A 21193-nucleotide genomic window follows, 5' to 3' on the forward strand; every position below is an offset into this window, starting at 1 on the left:
TTCTTCATGTCCTTCCCGCTCCGTTTAGGTTAGCTCCGTGTTGATGCGGCTTATTCGTCGGAGATCGGGAAATCGGGGTGGTCAAGCGTATGGCGAGCATGCATGTCTTCATGCACTCGCCGCTGCGCAAGTACGGCCACGTCGCCACCTTCGATGGTGTCGTCCCGGGAGCGTACGTCGTCGACCTTCCCCGTGATTCGCTCAGACGCATTGCTGGCGCTCCCTGCGCTTTTTTTGTCTTGACCGAACCAGTCGAGCAAGCTTGTGCTGTCGCTGGATAGTCGTGGATGCCACAGTCGACATCATCGATCAGACGAAAACGCATGCGCTTCGGCATCCGGAACCACCTTGAGAATGACGACGCCACTATCTCCTCGCACGATCGGCGCGGGCACCGGAACCGGAGAAGGAGTGTCGTTTTGGAGCCTATAGCTGCAAAGTACGGAACAGCCTGCACCACGCCGTTGACTTGGGGACCTCGCACCGCGATTCTCACCGGTGGCTTGCTATCAAACAGCGGAAGCCGCCTTGCAACGAGAAAGGATTACAATGAGTTCTGAGTGCGTCGATTCGATTCCGCGTGCAGCGCCGCCTTTCTGGGTGCTGGCGCTGATCGCGTTGGGTGGAACGATGGCCATGCACATGTTCGTGCCGGCGCTGCCCGATGCCGCCCAATCGCTTCACGCGCAAGCGGGCCAGATGCAGATGGCTATCAGCATCTATATCATCGGGCTGGCCGCAGGCCAGCTCATATATGGTCCGCTATCGGATTCGTTTGGCCGCCGTCCGCTGCTGATGATCGGGCTCATCGTGTACGTCGTCGGCGGACTGATCATCGCGCTCGCCCCTAATCTCCCGTGCCTGCTTTTCGGGCGCCTCGTACAAGCCCTCGGCAGCTGCGCCGGAGTGGCGCTGGGCCGCGCGATCGTCCGCGATACCTCAGATCCCAGTTCGTCAGTCTCGCAACTCGCGCTGCTCAATCTCCTGGTCGTCATGAGCCCCGGTTTCGCTCCGATGGTCGGGGGTTTCGTCGCGGGGGCGTGGGGATGGCGCATCATGTTCGCCCTGCTGTCCCTCGTCGGGGCCTTCACACTTGGGGTGGCGTGGAAACTATTGCCCGAAACGCGACACGCAGCGCGCCGGAGGGATGTCCTGAATCTTGTGGCCGATTACCGCGCACTGCTTGGGTCCGCCCAATTTCTGGGGTTCGCCGTTGGCAACGGCCTCGCGACGTTTTCGATCTATGCGTTTCTATCGGCAGCGCCCTTCATTCTTGTCAACGAATTGCACCTACCTTTGCATCTCGTCGGCATCTACATGGGGCTCATGATCGCCGGCATGGCGATTGGCAACGGCATTACAGCCAAGCTGGTACACCGCGTATCCCCCGAGTCCTTGATGCGGGTAGGTTGTACCATCAGTTTTGTCTGCGCCTTCACGCTCCTTTGCATCCTGCTGCTCGGCCAGCTCGATGTGCATACGGTGGTTTGTGGCATGATTCTCTTCACCTGTGGCTCCGGCATGGTGAATCCCGTCGCGCTTGCGAATGCTCTCAGCGTCAATGATCAGTCGATCGGTTCGGCGGCAGGATTGTGCGGGTGCATCCAATACGCCGTCGGCGCAGCGTGTACGACTCTTGCAGCACTCGGCCCGAGCCCCGCGTTCTCAGCGTTACTGGTCCTTGTCATCGCGACAGCGACTGCGCAATTCGCCTTTTTCCTAGCGCTCCGCAAACGGCCCGCTGGATAGCGGGGAATACATCTCGCACCTGAAAGCGGAGCGCCGGCGGGAAAGCCAGTCAGCAATTCACACTACGCACGTCATGTCGCAGCGCCAAGATAGCCCTCTCGTAGAGGCGAGAAGCCGTTCGTCGACTATTTGAGCAAGAAGCTCGGGTACTCAACCCGGACATCGACGAAATCCGCGCTGTAGAACAGTTCATCGCCGCGCTCGACGCGTCCAGCCTGACATCTGCGGAATTCACCTTTAACCCGCAGTTGCCAGACTAGAGTGGCTCGCACGTGCGCGCCTGATCCGGAGATCAACCCGCCCCTCTGTGACGGTCATCCCGGGCACGCATTAGAAAGCCCCGCGGCGTAAAATCAGTGGAACAAGCAGTGTGGACTCGCTTTAGACATGATACATATCAAGTCGTGACGAGCCTTAGACGTATCAGACGGACGAACTCCCTTTGCCGAGATGCATCACGCGGCGCACATCGCCATCAGGTCGGCAGCCTTCGTGCGAGGGTCCATCTCCTTGAGGGTGGTCAGCAGCGCCTTTGCCCGAGCGTCACCGAGCACATCAGTGGTCAGTTCCATGAACTTCGCATCCTGTTGCTGCTCGGACATCGGATTGACGAGCGTGCCGATCGGGTCCTCCACGAATACGTGCTCCGACTTTCCGTCGCGAAACGTGACAGTCACTTCAGCCACGAACTTGCCCGGGTACTGCTGCTCGAGTTCAGGGGCTTCAGTAATCTTGATACCGCGTGCCGCAGCCATCACAGGGCTCATATCGATCTTGCCATTCAGATAGTCGCGGTGCACCCGGTAACCGTTGCCCTTGCCGAGCATCGCGAACGCCATTTGCACAGGCAGGCTGAACTGCACATGCTCGATGTTCTGCGGCTCGTATGCGTTCGCATTGGCGGTGCCAACAACCACGTTGAACGCCGGGTGGATGCGGGCCTCCACGCCCGAGATGTCGGCGAAACGGTCAGCGAACGGCCGGATCGCATCGATGTACGCGTGAGTGCAGTAGCAGGCGCAATACGCCTTGAGCCAGACGGTGCCAATCTCGAATGGTCGATCCAGCGAGAACTGCTCCTCGGCCTGCTCGCCAGGACCGCGCTGCAGGAAGGTGCGAAATAGCCCCTTATTGCCGCTCAGGAACGATCGAGGCCCGGTAATGCCGGAATGCGCCATGTCGGCGGCCACCATGCCACTGCGCGTGCCAATACCGGCATGCACACGCTTGATCGAGCCTCCAGTGGACGTGTACTCGGTGGTGCCGGACGCATGGCTCAGCGCGATGGAAAGCGCATGCAACGTCGTCTCCGCATCGAACTTGCGCAGCTTGGCCGCCACCGCCGCGGCGCCAAAATTGGACAGCACCGCGTGCGGATGGAAGCCGCGCTTGAGCAAGTCGGGTGCCGCCAGCACGCCGATGCGAGTGTATACCTCGTAACCAGCAACGATTGCCGTGATGACCTCTTCGATATTAGACCCCAGCTCTTCGCCAATCGCGAGTGCTGCAGCAACCACGCAACTGCCTGGATGGCTGGCGCTGGGCCCGTGCGCGTCGTCATACTCGAAGCCGTGGCCAAACGCGGCGTTGACGAATGCGGCATCCGCGGCGCTCAACGCGAGCGCGCTAGCGGACACGCGGCTGCGCCCGGGGCGCTGTTGAGCGCCTGCGAACGCCAGCACCTTTTGGGACCAAGGCATTCGCGAGGTGCCGATCTGCAGCGCGAGCTGGTCGCGCATGAGCCGGCTTACTCCGGCGTGCGCCGCATCGTTCAGGTGGTCGAACTTCAACTCCTGGACAAGGCGGACCACCGCGTGCTCCAAAGGCGGGCAATTGGCCGGCGATCTGGTGTCGGGCTGGTTCGTAGTCAAACGGTCCTCTCGATGGAAGTTATTGGTGACAGGCGTCCAGTTGATATTGGACGCGCAGCATGTGACACCCTGGTTTCTCGCACGGCGCGTGCTTCAAAAGACGAATACGGCCTTGCCCCCCGCCTGGCCGTCGAAGATGCGATACGCTTCCTCCGCCTGCTCGAGCCTCCAGTGGTCAGTGAACAACTTGTCCACGTCGACGCCGTGATCGGCGATGAAGTGGGCGCAATCCTTCATAGCGACCTCCGAAAACGTGTAGGACCCGATCACGGTACGCTGCTTGCCGATCAGGTCCTTCATCGCGTCGACGGTGAGATTGCCGCCGACAGCCACCAGCGCTATTTTTCCCCATGGCCGGGTCGAGCGCACGGCCTGCTGCCGCGGCACTTCCCCGCCGGCGCAATCGATCGCGCAGGTCACGCCTTTGCCGCCGGTGAGCTGGAGAATCTCCGCCACGGCGTCGACCTGACTGCCGTCGACGGCGTGGGCGACGCCGAACTCCCTGGCCCGGCTGACACGCTCAGCCGAGATGTCGACGCCGATCACCTCGACGCCCATCGCCGCGGCGAGTTGCGCGGCAGAGAGGCCGACGGGACCGAGCCCGAACACCGCCAGCGTGTCGCGCGCGCTGATGTCGAGACGCAGCAGCGCGCCAAAGGCGGTGCCGGTTCCGCACGACACGGCCGCGCCGCCCGCGAACGACATCTCCTGTGGCAAATGGACGAGCGACGAAACAGGCACTTTCATGTAGTCGGCATGGCCGCCGTGCGCGATCAAGCCGTGAATTGTGGCACCGTGATCGCATAACTGAGTCCAGCCCGTGCGGCACGAATCGCAGTGCTTGCAGCCTTCATAGTGAAACACCATCACGCGATCGCCGATCTTGAAGAGGCCCGGGTCCACGCCCGCGCCGACGGCGGCGATCACCCCGCAGGGCTCATGACCGCCGATGACCGGCGCACGCTCGTCGATGCCGCGTGAAGCCAGGTCCCTGAAACCCAACGACCGGATGACCTCAGCCGGATCGTTCCGATAGAAATGCAAATCGCTGCCGCACATGCCCGAAGCCTTCATCTCGATCACGGCTTCGCCCGGCCCCGGGGTCGGGTCGGGAAATTGCATGAGTTCCAGCTTGCGGTCTCCTTTGAACACGACGCCACGCATGTCTGCTCCTGATAGGTGGAACCCGAACGACGAAACGGGCCCGTGACAACGAAAATCAACCCTGCTAACGGCGGGTAGCTTTAGCCAGTGTGCGACGCAGCGCCCCGAGCGTTAGCCCCGCATCTGCCGAATTGGAACACCGATATTTCATTCCGGTTCGCTTCGGGCGATTTGATTCCGTACTTCGATTTAGGATTGGGTACGTGTCGATAAAGAGCTATTTGCCACGCTGACTCATCTGCGCGCAACGTGTAAGGATTAACACCCATGGCGATTCGCCTGTCGATCAATAAAACTAACATCTCTTAGCTGGTACGTAGATAAAAGATGCATTTCGGTCGCGCGACCTACGCCGGCACATGCTTCACGGATGCCGACGCATGCACGCCCGATCTGCCCGCATTCAGTTCTGCGGCACGTCGTACTTTCCCGCCGCCTACCGAACATTCCCCGACAGGCCCGTCGGCCGATTGCGCGAGCCTGATGACCAACGACCACCTCGCCGCCAAGTTCCACCGAAACACTGCAGACGTGATGTCAGCCGACTGCATCGACCATGTGATCGACGCCGTCTTCAATCTTGAGGACATCGGCGACGTTGCGTCGATCATGCGTGCGCTGGAGGCCAATATAAGCCGCGCGCATGCGTGCGAACGGAGGACCGGATGATCGCGGCCTGCCTCATCTCGCTTCGATGGCTATTACTGTGCAACGAGACGTGCGACGGAGATTCGCGTACGCGGACCGCAGGCTTGGTGATTGAAGAGCGTGCGGGTCGTGCCATTCCTCTCGAACGATTTGGTGGGACGTTCCGTGAGAGCCTCGCGGCGGCTGCATCAGCAGGTCACATGCCGGCCGGGGTGCAACGGTCCTGTTATCTTTTCGGACTGCTGTCACTTCCTTATTCGCTTGCGCATCTCGACAGCCAGGCGATCGATCGCCTGATCAATCCCGCCGAGGCATTACCGCTGCGCGACGACTGAACTGCCGGCCCGGGGTCGACATAGAACCGAAGTGGGACGGCTGGACGAAACCGGACCCTTCGGCACGCACGAAGCCGCGACCGGCTGGAAAGCGCACATGATCAGGAGAACTCGATGACGGTTCCAGATAAACTCGCACGGATCAGCGGGATTCCGTGCTTTTGGGCGTCGCGCGCGCCAGATCTCGTTGCCATCGTCGATGGCGAGCAACGCACGACGTTCGGAGAACTGTGGGCGCGCATCCAAAAGGCCCGCGCATTTTTCGAAAGCCGGGGCGCAATGCCCGGCGACCGCGTCGTGATCGTCGGTGAGAACTGCACGGCGCTAATCGTCATGCTGTTCTCGTTGTCGGAAATTGGGGCTTGGCCGGTCGTGGTCAATGCACGTCTGTCGGAGCGAGAGCTTTCCGCGATTTGTGCGCATTGCGAGCCGCGGCTGGTGTTGTTCACGCACGATGTTTCGCCGGACGCGTTGCGTCACGGCGAACGGCTTGGCGCTCGCATAACTGTAGCGGACGGCATCGGCGCCGTCTTGTGCAGCGATGCGGATTCAAATGCTCGCCCCGAGAGCGGGACGACGGCGCGCGAGGTGGCCATCCTGATCTATACGTCGGGGACCACGGGCCAGCCCAAAGGCGTCATGGTCACGCATCGCGGCTTGTTGCACTTCGCGCGAGTTTCCGCGATCTCACGTGACTTAAAACCAGGCGACTGCGCGTACGCGGTGCTGCCGATGTCTCACATATTCGGCATCGGCACCTTGCTTCTCGCCACGTTATACGGCGGGGCAAGCCTGCACTTATGCGCGCGTTTCGATCCAGGAGACGTGATCGAAGCGATCGAAAGCGGCGCGATCTCAATTCTGCAGGGCGTGCCGACGATGTTCACACGCGTCGTCAGCTATTTGCGGGAGTCCGGACGGACGGTGGGCGCGTCGAAGCTCCGTTACCTCTACACCGGCGGCAGCCTGCTCGACCTGACGCTCAAGCGCGAAGTCGAAGCGCGTTTCGGGCAACCTCTGCACCACGGATATGGCATGACCGAATACGCGGGATCACTGGCGGTGACGCGTATCGAACGGCCGCGGCAAGACTGTTCTGCAGGCGAAATAGTTGAGGGTGCCGAGTTGCGCGTGTTGGACGAAAACCGCAACCTTGTCCCGCGCGGAACGCCGGGCGAGTTGTGGGTGCGCGGTCCCGGCGTCATGCGAGGTTACTACCGCGCGCCGCATGCGACCGCCGAAGTGCTGGACCCAGACGGTTGGCTCGATACCGGCGACATCGGCACGATCGATGCCGACGGTGCATTGTTCATCGTCGGGCGGTCGAAGGACCTGATTATCCGTTCAGGGTTCAACGTCTATCCGGTCGAAGTGGAAACGGTGATCAATTCATTCGATGGGGTCAGGCAATCCGCCGTGGTCGGCCGACGCACAGAAGACAGCAATGAGGAGGTGATCGCCTTCGTCGAGTTCGAAGCCGGAGCAACGGCCGACGTCGACGCATTGAATCGGCACCTGGCCGCGCGGCTGTCGCCATACAAGCGGCCCTCACGGATCATCGTCATTCCGGAAATACCAACGACTGCCAGCGGAAAACTGATGAGGCATATTCTCCGTGCGATGGCACAAGATGATCACGCAGTGCCATCGCATCGAAGTTCGGCTACTCCGCGATAACACGCTGCGACAGCAAGCGCTTCGAAGCCCTTCGCGCTCCGCGGATCTATTACTCGCTAAATGCTGCCGGTCCTGTTCCCGTTTCTACGTCGGAACGACCGACCAGAGTACGGAACACCTACGCGACTGGGATTGACGCCGTGACGCTCCGCGTTGAAGTTACGGCTATACGTGTCGACTCGTGCGCAAAGCATGCACGCACACGCCGCGCAACCTGAGAGCAATTCGACCATGAAGACTTCGACGGAAGTGGGCACATGCCTGCCGGCCGCGCCCGCCCCCATGCATGTATGGAGAAGCGCGGACGGCATTCGCCTCGCTGGCGACTCGTGGGGCGACCCGGACGGTACCCCTGTCATCCTCCTGCACGGCAGCGGCCAAACCCGTCACAGCTGGAGTGGAACAGGAAGAGCACTCGGTGACGCAGGTTTTTTCGCCGTGGCATTCGATGCCAGGGGCCACGGCGACTCCGACTGGTCTCCCATCGGCCACTACAGCCTGGGCGCTATGGTCCGCGATCTCGAATGCGTCGCCTCGACGTTAGGCGAGCGGCGGCCCATGATCGTCGGCGCCGGGTTGGGCGGCGCAGCCGGTCTCCTCGCGGTGGGAGAAAACTATCTGAACGCCCAGGCGCTGGTTCTCGTCAATATCGCGCCTCATACCGAGCCTGCGGGCGTATCGCGTCTCCAATCGTTCATGCGACAAAAGCCCGGCGGGTTTCGGTCGCTCGACGAAATTGCTGACGTGATCCGGCAGTTCCATCCGCAGCAACTGCAATCGCCAAATCCGGAAGGCCTGACCCGAAGCGTGCGCTTCGGAGACGACGGCAAATATCGCTGGCATTGGGATCCTCGCTTCCTTGCGTGGCCACGCGATCTCCCGCGCCGTCATTCACGATTTTCGGCGAGCGCGCGCAAGCTGAAGCTGCCAACACTTCTGCTGCGCGGCGAAAGCTCAGAGATCGTCAGTGAGGCAGGAGTGGAGGAGTTTCTGCGTTTGTGCCCACATGCGGAATCGGCCGATGTGCAGGATGCCGGTCACATGGTTGCATGTGAGCGCAACGACGTATTTGGCGAAACGGTACTTCGTTTTCTCGTTCGCCAGGCGCGCGCCGATCAGTCGGCGACGCGCCGCGCGGTTGCATATAGTTGAAGCCGCCGCTGGAGAATGCTTCCGGCGCGCCGCAGAGCCGCCGGCGCCACGGGTTCACGACGAAGCGGCGACCCTCTATCTTGCGCGCGGTCCGCCGTGGCTTGGTAGCAGGCTTCACGCCCTCGAAGAACATCGTGCAAAGCTGATCCGCGACGCTTTCCAATGTGCCCTTCTTCCGATTGAACCAAGTCTAACCGGAATTGATGCGGCTGAGAACGAACACCCTGCACTGCGCAATATCGCCATCTCCCCGCAAGAATCCTTGTGAGCAGGTCGTCGAACAGCGCCGCCTATATCTTACTTTTGCCATGCAACCCAGTTGTCGAAATCGCCGACCGCGGAGGCGACAGCCGCGCCCCTAGAACGACCGCCCTGCCGATGCATCGGACTATTGCTTGCCGTACATGCACAATGCCGTCTTGTCGGCCGCGAGCGCCTGCGGAACGGCTTCCCGGAGGAAATGGACGAATGTCCCGATCTTCGCGTCGAGGTACTGGCGCGACGCATACAGGACGTACGCGGTCAGATTCTGCAACTGATAGTCGGGCAGCACGCGAACCAGCGCACCACTGCGCAGCGCCGGCATCGCCGTCGCCATAGGAAGCGAGCCGATGCCGACGCCCGCCCTCAGCGCAACACTCAGAGCATCGATCGCGTTCACCTGAAAATCTGCCGGCGGAAATTCAAACGTTTCCCGGCCATTGGGTCCCTCCAAATGCCAGCGATCACGCGGAAACACGGATGCGACGATCTGCAGACAAGCGTGCCCGCGAAGCTCCTCCACCGAGTGCGGCGTGCCATGTTTGCTCAGATAGGCCGGCGCGGCGCAGAGCACGCTGGGCAAGTCGCCGAGTCGATGCGATACAAACCCCGAGTCGGGCAAATCCGTCATGCTCAATTGAAGCGAGACGTCATAGCCCTCGTCCAGGAGGTCCGGCACGTGCTGCGATAACGTCAACTCGACCGATACCGCTGGATTCTGTTCCCGATAGCGCAAAACCGCGGGTAACACGTACGTCTGGCCGAAACTCGACGTCGCATGCACGTGCAACTTTCCGGAAGGCCGGGCATGCGCATCCGCGGCTTCGGCCTCGGCCTCCTCGACATAGGCGAGAATTCGCTCGCATCGTTCCAGATAGCGCTGCCCCGCCTCGGTGAGCGCGACGCGGCGCGTGCTGCGGTTGAGCAAGCGCGTGCGCAGATGCGCCTCCAGTTGCGCGATCGACCGCGACGCATTGGCGTTGGTGATATTCAGACGTTGAGCTGCCTCCGTGAAGCTGCCCTCTTCTGCGATGCGAACAAATATCCGCATCATGTGTAGCGTGTCCATTGATCCTTTTCCCTGCGATGAATTCGCCTCGCACTCCGTCACGTGGCGAGGCTTCCGAAGGTCCCGAGCGAGACCTGTCGTGGTGTTGCAGCAGCGCGGTCACCGATACGTATCGACCGCTGTTTCGATCTCGTGGGTGCCGCCTAAGACGGGAGTCTACGAAGTGCGGAGAAACTACCTGAGCGCCCGGGACGTGTCCAGCGAAAGGCTCGTGCCGCGCGGCCGGTAACTGCGATCCGCCGGAACCCAGCTCGATACTCGATCAACGACCGCCCTCGGTCCATCAAAGTACGGAACAGCGCGATCGTCTAAGTTGACACATTTGCTGCCACCGGCGAAGTTTGACGAGGGCGCGGAGAATGCCGCCCGTCTCGGCATCTTCGTTCGCAGGCCAGCAGCCTGTCCGTTCGCGCCGTTCAGCAAGACGTCCGGCCGCCGCACGCTAGCCACATGCCGTACCCACCCAACCATGAGGATCACGATGAAAGCAGGAAACCGCCTTCCCGGCACCCCGGAGCCGATGCACATATGGAAAGGTTCCGGTGGCGTCCGGCTCGCGGGCGACACGTGGGGTCATGCCGACGGCCCACTCGTCGTCTTGCTGCATGGTGGCGGCCAAACCCGCCACGCGTGGGGCGGAACCGGCGAATTGCTCGGCAAGACCGGCTATTGTGCCGTAGCCTACGATGCCCGCGGGCACGGGGATTCCGACTGGGCTCGCGACGGCGACTACAGCCAGGACGCACTGGTGCGCGATCTCACGTGTGTCGTAGCGGCGCTCGGCGCAAGACGCCCCGTGCTCGTCGGCGCCTCGCTGGGCGGCGGCACTAGCCTCGTTGCAACCGGAGAGCGCCAGATCGACACCAGCGCGTTGATCCTCGTCGATATCGTGCCTTATACCGAGCCCGCCGGCGTCGCCCGAATTCACACGTTCATGCAGCAAAGTCCCGACGGATTCGGCTCGCTCGAGGAAGTCGCCGACGCGATCGGTCAATATCGCCCGACTCAAGCGCGCCCGCGCAATCTCGATGGCCTGTCCAAAAACGTCCGCTTCTGTGACGACGGACGTTACCGGTGGCATTGGGATCCGAGATTCCTCGCCGGCACCATCGATCTGCGCACGCGTCACGAGCGGTTGGCGGCTTGCGCGCGCCAACTGACGCTGCCAACGTTGCTGGTGCGCGGCGGCAGTTCCGATGTCGTCAGTGAAGCGGGCGTGCGCGAATTCCTCGAACTCTGCCCGCACTCGGAATACGTGAACGTCGCGGAAGCCGGACATATGGTGGCAGGAGACCGCAACGACGTATTCGGAAAGGCGGCCGTTCAATTCCTCGCACGCAATGTTCCGGTTGCCTCGCTTTCGGGTCAACCTTAACAACGTGCCCGGCTTCGCTGCATAGGTCCGTGGCGGCCCAAGGAACGACGCGCTTCTGATACGAACAGCAACGCTACCGGCCCCGCGCTGCCCTTTCCTCAACCAGATCGGCAACAGCAAGCGCTGCCGCTGCCGGCCCGAGCACCGCGATCAGCGCAGCGCCCAACGCAACTCAACGCCCCGCGGCACGACGAATGTCATCCAGCGCACCCGGGTTATCGAGCGACGACAAGTCTCCCGGAGGCTGTCCCGCATAAACGCTGCGAATCACGCGCCGCATGATCTTCGAACTGCGCGTCTTCGGCAGTTGCGCGACCACATGCACCGCGGATGGACGGAACGGCCGCCCAAGCCTGCCGTCGACATGCTTGGCGAGACTTTGTTCAAGTTCAACCGGTGACACGTGCGATCCCGCCGTCTGGATGACGAACACGACGAGCTTCTGCCCCTTGACGGCATCGTCGACGCCGATCGCCGCTGCTTCGGCGATCTCTGGCAGTTCAAGCAGCACCTCTTCGATCTCGGCCGGGCCGACTCGCTTGCCGGCCAGTTTGATCGTGTCATCGGATCGGCCGAGCATGAACCAGTGTCCGTCTTCGCGGTGCATCGCCAGATCGCCGTGCACCCAGATGCCTGGAATCGTTCGCCAGTAAGAATCGAGGTAGCGCTCGTTGTCCTGCCAGAACGATTGCGTCATGCCGACGAACGGTGCATGCACCGACAACTCGCCGATGCGGTCGACCAGCGATTCGCCGGTCGGCCCGACGACGTCGACCTCCACCGATGGAGACGCCGTGTTGAATCCGCTCGGCACGATCGGTCTGACGACAACGCTCGACAGCAACGCGCCCGATACTTCAGTGCCGCCCGTGTAGTTGATGACGGGGCGGCGCCCCGAGCCGAACGCTTCCTGAAACCAGACGAAATGCTCCGGATCGATGCCCTCACCGGCGGTGATCAGCAACTGCACTGTAGACACATCGCCTTGCATGGCGATCCCGGCGTTGGCCGCGAGACCGCGGATCAATGTTGGCGCCGAACCGAAATGCGTAATGCGATGACGCTCGATCAGACGCGACATACGCGACCAGTCCGGAAAGTCGGGTGCGCCGTCATAGCAGACTAGTGTCGCACCGCGCAGCAACGCGCTCGACATCACAAGCGAGCCGGCAATCCAGCCCATGTCGGCGGGCCAGCAAAACACGTCGCCCTGCTTGACGTTGAAATGCACGGCCGAGTCGTGCGCGATCTTCAGCGGGAAGCCGCCGTGCGTATGCACCGCCCCTTTGGGCTTGCCCGTCGTTCCGGACGTGTAGATCACCATGAACGGGTCTTCAGGCGACATCCGCTCGGCCGCCGGGTCCGGCTGTGCGTCGGCGACCGCGCGCCAGTCGAGCACCTTTGCGTCGAAATGGATCGGCTCTGCCGCGCGTTTCCAGATAACAGTGTCGATATCCGGCAAGCGCGTCAACGCTTCGTCGACCAGCTTGCGCGTATCGACCCACTTGCCGCGACGCGAGAAGCCCGTTGTTGCGATCAATAAGCGTGCGGAACATGACGACAGCCGCGACACGATCGCGTCGACGCCAAACCCGCTGAAGAGCGGCACCGCAACCGCGCCAACCCACGCAATGCCCAGCAACGTAACAGTCGCCTCGACGCCGTTCTCCATCAGCAAGCCAATGCGATCGCCACGTTTCACGCCTTGCGCCTTCAGGCCTGCCGCGAACGACGCGACTCGCTGCGCCAACTCACCGTAGGTCACGCGCTGAATCGAGCCGTCTTCCCGCTCGGCGACGACTGCGTCCTGTTGCACGGTGGCCGGATCGTCCGCCCACTTCAGGGCAGTCTTGACCCAGTTCAGTTGTCCGCCGCGGAACCACTTCGGAAACTCCTTGCCCGCGGAGAGATCGGCATACGTGTGGTAATCGACGTCCCATACGATCCCACAGAAATCGACGACGGTTCGCCAATAGTGTTCGGGTTGGGCGTTCGAGAAGGCCAACAGTTCGTCGTAGTCCTCGAGTCCTAGACGCTCGATCAGTGCAGTGACATTCGACGTTGCGATATCGTCGGCCGTTGGTCTCCACACATTCATCCTATGTTCACTCATTGAAGTTCCAGGCGGGTAAGGTAAAGCCGGGAATCGGCCTGATCATTGTCTTGTCCATCGTGATCCGCCCGCGTTGCCAAGTCAACGCGGCGAATCGGCGTGTTCCGTGCAACGGAATGACGCGAGCCTGCGCAAAAATGCGCTCCGTACCTGCACGAGCCGTATGTTTGCTTCCGGTTTCACCGTCCTCGGGACCGTCGTCGTATCGAAGTACGGAAATCTTTCTGGGCCCGCGTTGACGCTCAGTTAGCACGCCCCGCAATGTGAACAAACATTCGACATGCCTCGCCATATCCAATCGCACGCATGCCACCTACAACGCAGAAGGACATTTTCATGAGACGAGCAGCCATTGTTGCACCCGTTCGAACCCCGGTGGGTACGTTCGGCGGATCCCTGCGCAACATCCCGGTAGAAGGCCTGACGGATGCGGTCATCAAGGCCACACTCGCGCGCACGAAAATAGATCCGTCGCGTATCGACGATGTCGTGTTCGCGCAATCGTATGCAAACAGCGAAACGCCCTGCATCGGTCGATGGGCGGCGCTGAACGCAGGCCTGCCGATCAGCGTGCCTGGAATGCAGCTCGATCGTCGTTGCGGCGGCGGGTTGCAGGCCATCGCCACCGCTGCGATGATGGTTCAGAGCGGCGCGGCGGATGTGGTGCTGGCCGGCGGCGTCGAAAGCATGAGCAACATTGAGTACTACACGACCGACATGCGCTGGGGCAAGCGCTCCGGTTCGGCGCGCTTTCACGACCGCCTCGAACGCGGCCGCGAACGCTCGCAGCCGGAGGAACGTTTCGGCTATATCTCGGGCATGGTCGAAACGGCGGAGAACCTCGCGCGTGAATACGGTATCTCGCGTGCCGAGGCCGACAGCTTTGCCGCTCGTAGTCACGAGCGCGCCGCCGCCGCATGGGAAACGGGCAAGTTCAATGACGAAGTCGTGCCGATCGCCGTTCCCCAGAAAAAGGGGGAACCGGTAATGTTCTCGCGCGATGAAGGCATTCGCCCCGATACGACGTCAGATACGCTTGCCAAGCTCAAGCCGCTCATGAAGGACGGCATCACGACGGCGGGTAACGCGAGCCAGCAAAACGACGCCGCCGCGGCTTGCCTGATCGTCGCGGAGGACAAGCTGGACGAACTCGAGTTGGCGCCGCTCGGTTATCTCGTCGGATGGGCGGCCGCCGGGTGCGAGCCGTCGAAGATGGGCATCGGCCCGGTTCCTGCCGTCGAACGCCTGTTCGCCCGCACCGGCTTTTCGTTCGATCGCGTCGATCTCGTTGAACTGAACGAAGCGTTCGCTGCGCAAGCGCTCGCTGTGCTGAAGGGCTGGAATTGGGACGACCGCGAACGCCTGAACGTGAACGGCTCGGGTATTTCGCTCGGCCATCCGATCGGCGCAACGGGTGTGCGGATGATGGCGACGTTGCTGTATGAGTTGAAGCGGCGCGGAGCACGTTACGGTCTCGAGACGATGTGCATCGGCGGTGGTCAGGGTCTGGCCGCGTTGGTCGAGTCAGCGTGACCCACAACTGGAGAATTTACTGCTGCAGCCTGCGGCGTGAGTGGATATCCGTCGCGTCGCAGGATTCGATCATTCATATGCCCGCGTCATGGTTTTCAGCTCGCCTTTGATTCGATTTCTTATTTAAATTCAGATAGCCCGGCTGATATAGATTGACCGCAGCAGCTCATCGTATGTGCTCGCGCTTCTCACTTTCTCGTATTCGCTCGCCTACATCGATCGTCAACTGCTTAGTCTTCTGGTCGATGCGATCCGGCATTCGCTGCCGATCTCCGACACCCCAGTTGAGTCTGATCCAGGGCATCGCATTCTTCTCCGCCAATCTTCTGGCGGCGCCCGTTTTCGGCCGACTGGTCGATGTCTTCGATCGACGCAATATTCTGGTGGTTGCCATCTGCCTGCGGAGCCTCTTCACCGCACTCTGCGGACGCGCCGATACCTATTCGGACTGTTCGTCGCTCGCTTCGGCGTCGGTGCGAGTGAAGCATGTGTCTGGGTATGCCGCCCCGGTTTCCCGCACGGATCGATGCGTTGAATCGTATTTCAATCTATCAGTTGTTAGGTTTGTGACCCGAGGTGAGCGTACGTCTGCGGCAGACCGTATTGCTTCAATTTCAAGGCGTGGAACGATCGATTCACCGAGATTGTCCTCGCGCATCTAACGGACTTACAACAGATCACAAACCAACACGAGGAGACATCGCAATGAAGCGACTTTCATTTCCCTGCGCCGGCATATCACTTGCCGGCCTCCTGCTCGCCCTGTCGAGCACCATGTCATGTGCGCAAGACGCGATGCCGATAAGAATCGTCGGCTCGCTCGATCTCAGTGGGCCTGCTTCCGACCTCGGCGAACAGTCGCTTGCCGGGATTCAGTTCGCGATCGACAGTCTGAACAAACATGGTGGGGTACTCGGACGACCGGTCACGTTCGACAAGCAGGACAACGGCACCAATCCGCAACGTGCAATTAACCAGGCCAGCGCGCTCGTCCAGCCGGGCGCGTCTCTATTGCTCTCTCCGACCAGCTCGGGCAGCACTATCGCCGTCAGCAAAATGGTCTCCGGGAAGCTGAAGGTGCCGATGTGTGTCGCCATCTCGGCCGCCGAGGAGATCACGATGAAGGACTATCAGCCCTACGTCTTTTCGATGGCGCCAACGACCTACATGCTGATGCGCGCCGTCACCACGCGGCTCGCGAAACAGTCGTACAAGCGCTACGCGCTGCTCGTGCCCGACTACGCGGGCGGACGTTCGGCCGCTACACGGTTCAAGGCGTTCCTCAAAGAGATGAACCCGCAGGCACAGATCGTCGTCGAGGAATATCCGAAACTCGGCGCAATCGACTACACCGCGAGCATCAACAAGATCCTCGCGGCGAAGCCCGACTATGTGTGGGCCCAGATCTACGGCGCGGACCTCGTCACGTTTTCGAAACAGGCCAACGCACTGGGCTTCTTCAAGCAGATCAACAATCACTTCATGACGGTGGTCGATGCGAACACACTGAAGATCCTCGGCGACGACGCGCCGCTCGGCACAGAAGCCTATCAATACGCGCCATTCAACTATCTGGAGAAAACGCCGCATGCGAAGGATTTCGTCTCGCAGTTCAAAGCCCACACGGGCAACTATCCGTCGGATTGGGCAAGCGTCGGCTATGACTGCGTGATGACTTGGGCGCAGGCAGTCACTACCGCGAAATCGACGCAATCCGATGCGGTCATGCGGGCGATCGAAACGAACGCCTTCGACTTGCTGCGCGGGAAGGTCCGCTTCGGTCAGTACGATCACGAAGCCGAAGTGCCGGTCTACATCGGCAAAATGGTCAAGAGCGCCCAATACGGTCAGCCGGTGCTCGATATCGACGAGGTGGTGGCCGCTAGCATCACGCGTCCGTCGAAGGCGGTTGTCGAGGAAGCCCGCAAATAGATCTGCGCGGCTCTTCTCCCGAAGCACAAGGCAATCTTCCGAACGAAACAGCACCTTTCCCGGAGCATCGAATGTCGAACCAATCATTCGCCCCCGCAAGCGACACATCGCTGCGGCGCTACGAACATCTGTACATCGACGGCGAATGGGTGAAGCCGCTCGACGGTGAACTCATCGAGAGCATCGATCCCGCCACTGGCAAGCCGTGGGCCATTGCACCGATGGGCGGCCCGCAGGACATCGACCGCGCGGTCGCCGCGGCGCGGCAAGCGTTCAACGGCCCGTGGCGCCGGATGCCCGGTCACGAAAGAGCGGCCTTGCTGCGCCGCTTCGCCGATCTCTTCAGCGCGGCGATCCCCGAGCTGGCGGTCATCGAATCGCGCGACAACGGCAATCTGGTGCGCGAACACCGGGCGAGCCTCACTGCACAGGTCCAGTGGTATCAGTGGTTCGCGTCGCTCGCGGACAAGGCGCAGGGCACCACAATCCCGATCGACGACAGCGTGCATGCGTTTACGACGCGCGTGCCGATCGGCGTAGTCGGCGCGATCATTCCTTGGAATGCACCGCTGCTTGCGACCTGCCTCAAGATCGGCGCGGCGTTAGCGGCCGGCTGCGCAGTCGTGGTCAAGCCCGCCGAGCAGACGCCCGTTTCAGCGCTGGAGCTCGCGCGTCTGATGCACGAAGCCGGCATTCCGCCCGGCGTGTTCAATGTCGTGCCGGGTTTCGGACGGACGGCGGGCGCGCATCTCGTCAAGCATCCGGACGTCAACAAGATTTCCTTTACCGGCGCGAGCCAGACCGCGAAACACATGGTGCGCGACGGCGCCGAGAATCTGAAGCGCTTCACGTTCGAACTCGGCGGCAAGGCGCCGCATATTATCTTTGCCGACGCCGATCTCGACAATGCGATCAATGCCGCGACAGCATCGGCGTGGCGGCTGACCGGACAGAGTTGTGCGCTCGGTTCCCGCGTACTCGTCGAGCGCCCGATCTACGACCGCGTTGTCGACGCGTTCCGCACGCGTGCAAAGTCCGTGCGTGTCGGTCTACCATCGGTCGATACCAACCATATGGGTCCGCAGGCGCATGAAGAGCAGCTCCGGAAGACTCTCTCGTACATCGAGTTCGGCAAGCAGGACGGCGCCGAGCTGATCACGGGCGGCAGCCGTGTCCTTACGCCAGCCCTTGCGCCCGGGTACTTCGTCGAACCGACCGTGTTCGCCGGCGTGACGAACCGGATGCGAATCGCCCGCGACGAAATTTTTGGCCCCGTTGCGTCGCTGATTCCATTCGATGGCGAGGACGAAGCGGTCGCGATTGCGAACGACACGCCATACGGTCTCACCGCCGGTCTGTGGACTCGCGACGTCGGACGCGCACATCGCGTATCGAACCGTATCGAGGCGGGCATGGTGTGGGTCAATACGTACTCGTTCCTGCGCTGGTCGACGCCCTACGGGGGATTCAAAGTCAGCGGCTGGGGCCGCGAGAACGGCATCCATGCACTCGATCCGTACCTCGAGACGAGGACGACGGTCATCAGCACGAGCGGCCAGTTCCCGAATCTGTACACATGAACCGAATAAGAAGGAAGCACGCATTTTGTTCTGACAGTATGCCGGGCACAACGAAGAGTCTGGAAGCTAGCCACGGGCTGAGTGCGTCGCTTGATCGCCGGATGATCTTGCTCGACAACGTTGCAGATACTTGTTCTGGCGAATCTTGATCGGTGATTCACGCTTCGCGTTGATGGCCTCAAACAATGGAATCATGCGAAATGCAGTGACGCGAGCGAGATGTGGAGGTTGCACGGTGGCCTGAATCGGTTTCCCCATAACAATGATTGCCGAGGGGCATTTGTGTCGCAGCCGCAATGTGATGGCTGATTAACACACCCGAGTGAAGATGGAATCAGGCGCGGGGCAGCATCGCCGTCGGTTGTCTGTCAGTGATCGCGCCTTTGTCGATTCCGTACCAGCGCTGACAGACCAGGTCGGTGAATTTGACATTCTGCTCGGCAACGAGGATGCCAACGCCTCTGGCCTGCAAGGCTTTGATCGACTCGGCAAGGCGCAGCACCACGATCGGTGCCAGGCCTTCGCTCGGCTCATCCATTAGCAGCAGCTTGGGGTCGAGCATCAAGGCACGCCCGATGGCGACCATCTGGCGCTCGCCGCCGGACAGCTTGCCGGCATATCTTGACCGCAGGCGCAAGAGCTCGGGAAAGAGCGCAAAGATCTCGGTGACTTTTTGCAGGTCGGGATGCGGCACGCCGATGGCGAGATTCTCTTCCACTGTCAGCGACTTGAACAGCCGCCCACCGCTAGGGACGATAGTGACGCCCGCTCCCACGCGGCGATGCGCCGGCAACTCAGACACCTCCCTTCCTGCGAGCACGATACTTCCGCTTGCGCAGGCCAGTAGACCGGCAATCGCGTTGATAAAGGTCGTCTTACCCGCGCCGTTTCTTCCAAGCAACCCGACCACCTCGCCGGCATGCACGGCGATCGCTGCATTGCGAATTACCCGTACAGAGCCGTATCCCGCTTCCAGCGCTTCAACGCGCAGGACCTCCTCAGAAGTCTTCGCCAAAATACGCCTCCTTTACGCGCTCGTCCGCGCGCACGCGCTCGGGCGGCGCGTCAATCAGAACCTTGCCTGCCACGAGCACAATCACTCGAGTGGCAAATGAAAACACTACGTCCATGTCGTGCTCCACGAAGGCGATCGGAATTTTCTCCCGCCTGGTGATTGCGCGGATCTGGGCGAGACACTCGCGTGACTCCTCCCGGCCCATTCCTGCGGTGGGTTCGTCCAGCAGCAGGACTTTGGGCCGTGTTGCCAAGGCCACGGCCAGGTCCAAGGTGCGCAGATCGCCGTGCGACAGTTCGCCGGCGCGCACGTGTGCCTTTGCCGACAGCCCGACACGATCGAGCAAGTCATCGGCTTCCGCACGCAGCGTTTTTGTTGCGAGCAGGAACACATTCCAACTCAGGCTGTTCGCGGCCATCAGCGCGACCTGCACATTCTCACGCGCGGAGTACGCCGGGAATAAGCTGCTGAGCTGGAAGGAGCGACCGAGCCCCTGCTTCACCCGCCGCCACGGCGGTTGCCGGGTAACCGGCTTTCCAAAGAGGTGTATCTCGCCCGCATCCGGCATCTTGCGCCCGGTGAGTAGATCGAAGAGGCTGCTTTTTCCCGCCCCGTTAGGCCCGATGATGGCGACCGCTTCCCCCGTGTGCACGGTCAGCGAAACCCCGTCCACCGCAGTGAAATCGCCGAAGGACTTGCACAGGTTCGACGCTTCGAGTACGGCGCTCATCGCTGTTCTCCAGCCAGCGGCTGCCGTGCTGCCGCCGGATCCGGCTTGGCCAGGGGTTGCCGTGATCTCGACCACACGATCTTCTTGAAAAGCGATCCGATTCCTTCCGGGCAGAGCAAGGCACACAGAATTACCACGCCGCCCACCACCAGATCGGAGTGCGCCGAGTGCACCTGCACCGCTGCGCGAGAAGCCTCCAACAACACCGCACCGAGCAACGGTCCGAAGAACCAGGTGCGCCCTCCGATCGCGACCATGTTGAGCAATATGGCACTCGTCATCCAGGACACGATGCTCGGCTCCACGCTTCCTTCAGCGAGCACCCAGACCACCCCGAACAGCGTTCCGAGCACACTAGCGATGACCATGGCTGCGATTTCATACAGCTTCGGGTTGGCGCCGATTGCGGCAACCCGGTCCCTGTTGTCGCGTACCGCCCCAAGCATTACGCCGAAGGGCGAGGCCAGTAGTCGCAGGAGCAGTAAGCAGACCACCAACAGGACGCAGACGCTCGCATAGTGATGCGCGATGTCACCATCCAGCCATGATGGTATCGGCACACCGATGAGACCATCGTCCCCACCCGTTAGCGTGTAGCTGCTCGCTACATACACAAATGCAACCTGCCCTAACCCGAGCGTAAGGAGGCCGAAGAAAAGGTGCCGAGCCCGCAGCGTGACTAAGGCGGTCAACAGTGACATCGGGACAGAGATGCCAAGCGCCAGTGCCGCTGCGGACCAGAACCCCAACCCAAATTTCAGAGTGCCGACCGACACGATATATGCGCCCAACCCCAGGAACATGCCTTGCCCTAACGAAATCAATCCCGTCGAACCTACGAGCACGTTCAAGCTCATTGCCGTGCCCGCCAGGATCACCACGCGAGTTGCCTCCGGCAAGAGCGAAGCTGGGAGGATCAGGGGCGCAAGCGCAAGGACGGCGCAAATTACAAGAAGTGTCCAGAAGCGGGCGGGAGTGAATCGTTCCAT

18 protein-coding genes and 1 pseudogene are annotated in these 21193 nt (G+C 61.4%); 10 read left to right on the forward strand and 9 right to left on the reverse strand.

The features are described from left to right. Positions 1 to 50 precede the first annotated feature (50 nt). Positions 51 to 260, reverse strand: coding sequence for a hypothetical protein (locus F6X42_RS04765; RefSeq protein ID WP_187633098.1), 210 nt, complete (start codon positions 258 to 260; stop codon positions 51 to 53). Between the two features lie 289 nt (positions 261 to 549). On the opposite strand from F6X42_RS04765, the gene F6X42_RS04770 reads away from it, so the two are divergent. Next, positions 550 to 1749 carry a multidrug effflux MFS transporter gene (locus F6X42_RS04770; protein WP_187633099.1) on the forward strand — a complete coding sequence of 400 codons (1200 nt, stop codon included), beginning with the start codon at positions 550 to 552 and terminating at the stop codon, positions 1747 to 1749. Positions 1750 to 2204: 455 nt separating this feature from the next. Here the strand turns inward: F6X42_RS04770 and F6X42_RS04775 are convergent, their stop codons facing one another. After that, positions 2205 to 3620: an MmgE/PrpD family protein gene (locus F6X42_RS04775; protein WP_187633100.1), complete on the reverse strand. Its 1416-nt coding sequence runs from the start codon at positions 3618 to 3620 to the stop codon at positions 2205 to 2207. Between the two features lie 93 nt (positions 3621 to 3713). Next, positions 3714 to 4784 (reverse strand): zinc-dependent alcohol dehydrogenase family protein, encoded by a 1071-nt coding sequence (locus F6X42_RS04780; protein WP_187633101.1) that lies wholly within the window; start codon positions 4782 to 4784, stop codon positions 3714 to 3716. A 483-nt stretch (positions 4785 to 5267) separates the two neighbouring features. On the opposite strand from F6X42_RS04780, the gene F6X42_RS04785 reads away from it, so the two are divergent. The 4 genes from F6X42_RS04785 to F6X42_RS04800 all read left to right on the forward strand — a co-directional run bounded on the left by F6X42_RS04785 (position 5268) and on the right by F6X42_RS04800 (position 8596). Beyond that, on the forward strand, positions 5268 to 5453 hold the full coding sequence (locus tag F6X42_RS04785; protein ID WP_187633102.1) for a hypothetical protein: 186 nt from the start codon (positions 5268 to 5270) through the stop codon (positions 5451 to 5453). A gap of 83 nt (positions 5454 to 5536) precedes the next feature. Then, positions 5537 to 5767: a hypothetical protein gene (locus tag F6X42_RS04790; RefSeq protein ID WP_187633103.1), complete on the forward strand. Its 231-nt coding sequence runs from the start codon at positions 5537 to 5539 to the stop codon at positions 5765 to 5767. A gap of 114 nt (positions 5768 to 5881) precedes the next feature. Continuing rightward, positions 5882 to 7444 (forward strand): class I adenylate-forming enzyme family protein, encoded by a 1563-nt coding sequence (locus F6X42_RS04795; protein ID WP_187633104.1) that lies wholly within the window; start codon positions 5882 to 5884, stop codon positions 7442 to 7444. 282 nt (positions 7445 to 7726) lie between these two features. Continuing rightward, complete coding sequence (locus F6X42_RS04800) at positions 7727 to 8596, forward strand: alpha/beta fold hydrolase (RefSeq protein ID WP_246529972.1); 870 nt, start codon at positions 7727 to 7729, stop codon at positions 8594 to 8596. Between the two features lie 388 nt (positions 8597 to 8984). Here the strand turns inward: F6X42_RS04800 and F6X42_RS04805 are convergent, their stop codons facing one another. Further along, positions 8985 to 9926: a LysR family transcriptional regulator gene (locus F6X42_RS04805; RefSeq protein ID WP_187633106.1), complete on the reverse strand. Its 942-nt coding sequence runs from the start codon at positions 9924 to 9926 to the stop codon at positions 8985 to 8987. Between the two features lie 481 nt (positions 9927 to 10407). Here F6X42_RS04805 and F6X42_RS04810 point away from each other — a divergent pair, with 481 nt between their 5' ends. Beyond that, positions 10408 to 11301 carry an alpha/beta fold hydrolase gene (locus F6X42_RS04810; RefSeq protein ID WP_187633107.1) on the forward strand — a complete coding sequence of 298 codons (894 nt, stop codon included), beginning with the start codon at positions 10408 to 10410 and terminating at the stop codon, positions 11299 to 11301. A 172-nt stretch (positions 11302 to 11473) separates the two neighbouring features. Here F6X42_RS04810 and F6X42_RS04815 read toward each other — a convergent pair whose 3' ends face one another. Further along, positions 11474 to 13414 carry an AMP-binding protein gene (locus tag F6X42_RS04815; protein WP_246529959.1) on the reverse strand — a complete coding sequence of 647 codons (1941 nt, stop codon included), beginning with the start codon at positions 13412 to 13414 and terminating at the stop codon, positions 11474 to 11476. Positions 13415 to 13750: 336 nt separating this feature from the next. Between F6X42_RS04815 and F6X42_RS04820 the strand changes: the two genes are divergently transcribed. From F6X42_RS04820 to F6X42_RS04835, 4 genes are all read left to right on the forward strand, one after another. Next, positions 13751 to 14947, forward strand: coding sequence for an acetyl-CoA C-acetyltransferase (locus F6X42_RS04820; RefSeq protein WP_187633108.1), 1197 nt, complete (start codon positions 13751 to 13753; stop codon positions 14945 to 14947). A 284-nt stretch (positions 14948 to 15231) separates the two neighbouring features. After that, complete coding sequence (locus F6X42_RS43815) at positions 15232 to 15609, forward strand: hypothetical protein (protein ID WP_246529960.1); 378 nt, start codon at positions 15232 to 15234, stop codon at positions 15607 to 15609. Between the two features lie 43 nt (positions 15610 to 15652). Then, positions 15653 to 16879 carry an ABC transporter substrate-binding protein gene (locus F6X42_RS04830; protein WP_187633109.1) on the forward strand — a complete coding sequence of 409 codons (1227 nt, stop codon included), beginning with the start codon at positions 15653 to 15655 and terminating at the stop codon, positions 16877 to 16879. 71 nt (positions 16880 to 16950) lie between these two features. After that, positions 16951 to 18459 (forward strand): aldehyde dehydrogenase, encoded by a 1509-nt coding sequence (locus F6X42_RS04835; RefSeq protein ID WP_187633110.1) that lies wholly within the window; start codon positions 16951 to 16953, stop codon positions 18457 to 18459. A 41-nt stretch (positions 18460 to 18500) separates the two neighbouring features. On the opposite strand, the pseudogene F6X42_RS04840 reads toward F6X42_RS04835, so the two are convergent. The 4 genes and pseudogenes from F6X42_RS04840 to F6X42_RS04855 form a co-directional block, all read right to left on the reverse strand. Next, a pseudogene (locus F6X42_RS04840) lies at positions 18501 to 18639 on the reverse strand (IS6 family transposase); the annotation flags it as partial. 154 nt (positions 18640 to 18793) lie between these two features. Continuing rightward, positions 18794 to 19474 (reverse strand): ABC transporter ATP-binding protein, encoded by a 681-nt coding sequence (locus tag F6X42_RS04845; RefSeq protein WP_187633111.1) that lies wholly within the window; start codon positions 19472 to 19474, stop codon positions 18794 to 18796. Beyond that, the gene (locus tag F6X42_RS04850; RefSeq protein WP_184057160.1) at positions 19458 to 20204 is read right to left on the reverse strand and encodes an ABC transporter ATP-binding protein; all 747 of its coding nucleotides are present in this window, start codon (positions 20202 to 20204) and stop codon (positions 19458 to 19460) included. Before F6X42_RS04850 ends, F6X42_RS04845 begins: the two co-directional genes overlap by 17 nt. After that, positions 20201 to 21193 (reverse strand): branched-chain amino acid ABC transporter permease, encoded by a 993-nt coding sequence (locus F6X42_RS04855; protein ID WP_184057162.1) that lies wholly within the window; start codon positions 21191 to 21193, stop codon positions 20201 to 20203. The genes F6X42_RS04850 and F6X42_RS04855 overlap by 4 nt, the downstream gene beginning before the upstream one ends.

The organism is Paraburkholderia podalyriae (assembly GCF_014397785.1).
Lineage (GTDB): Bacteria > Pseudomonadota > Gammaproteobacteria > Burkholderiales > Burkholderiaceae > Paraburkholderia > Paraburkholderia podalyriae.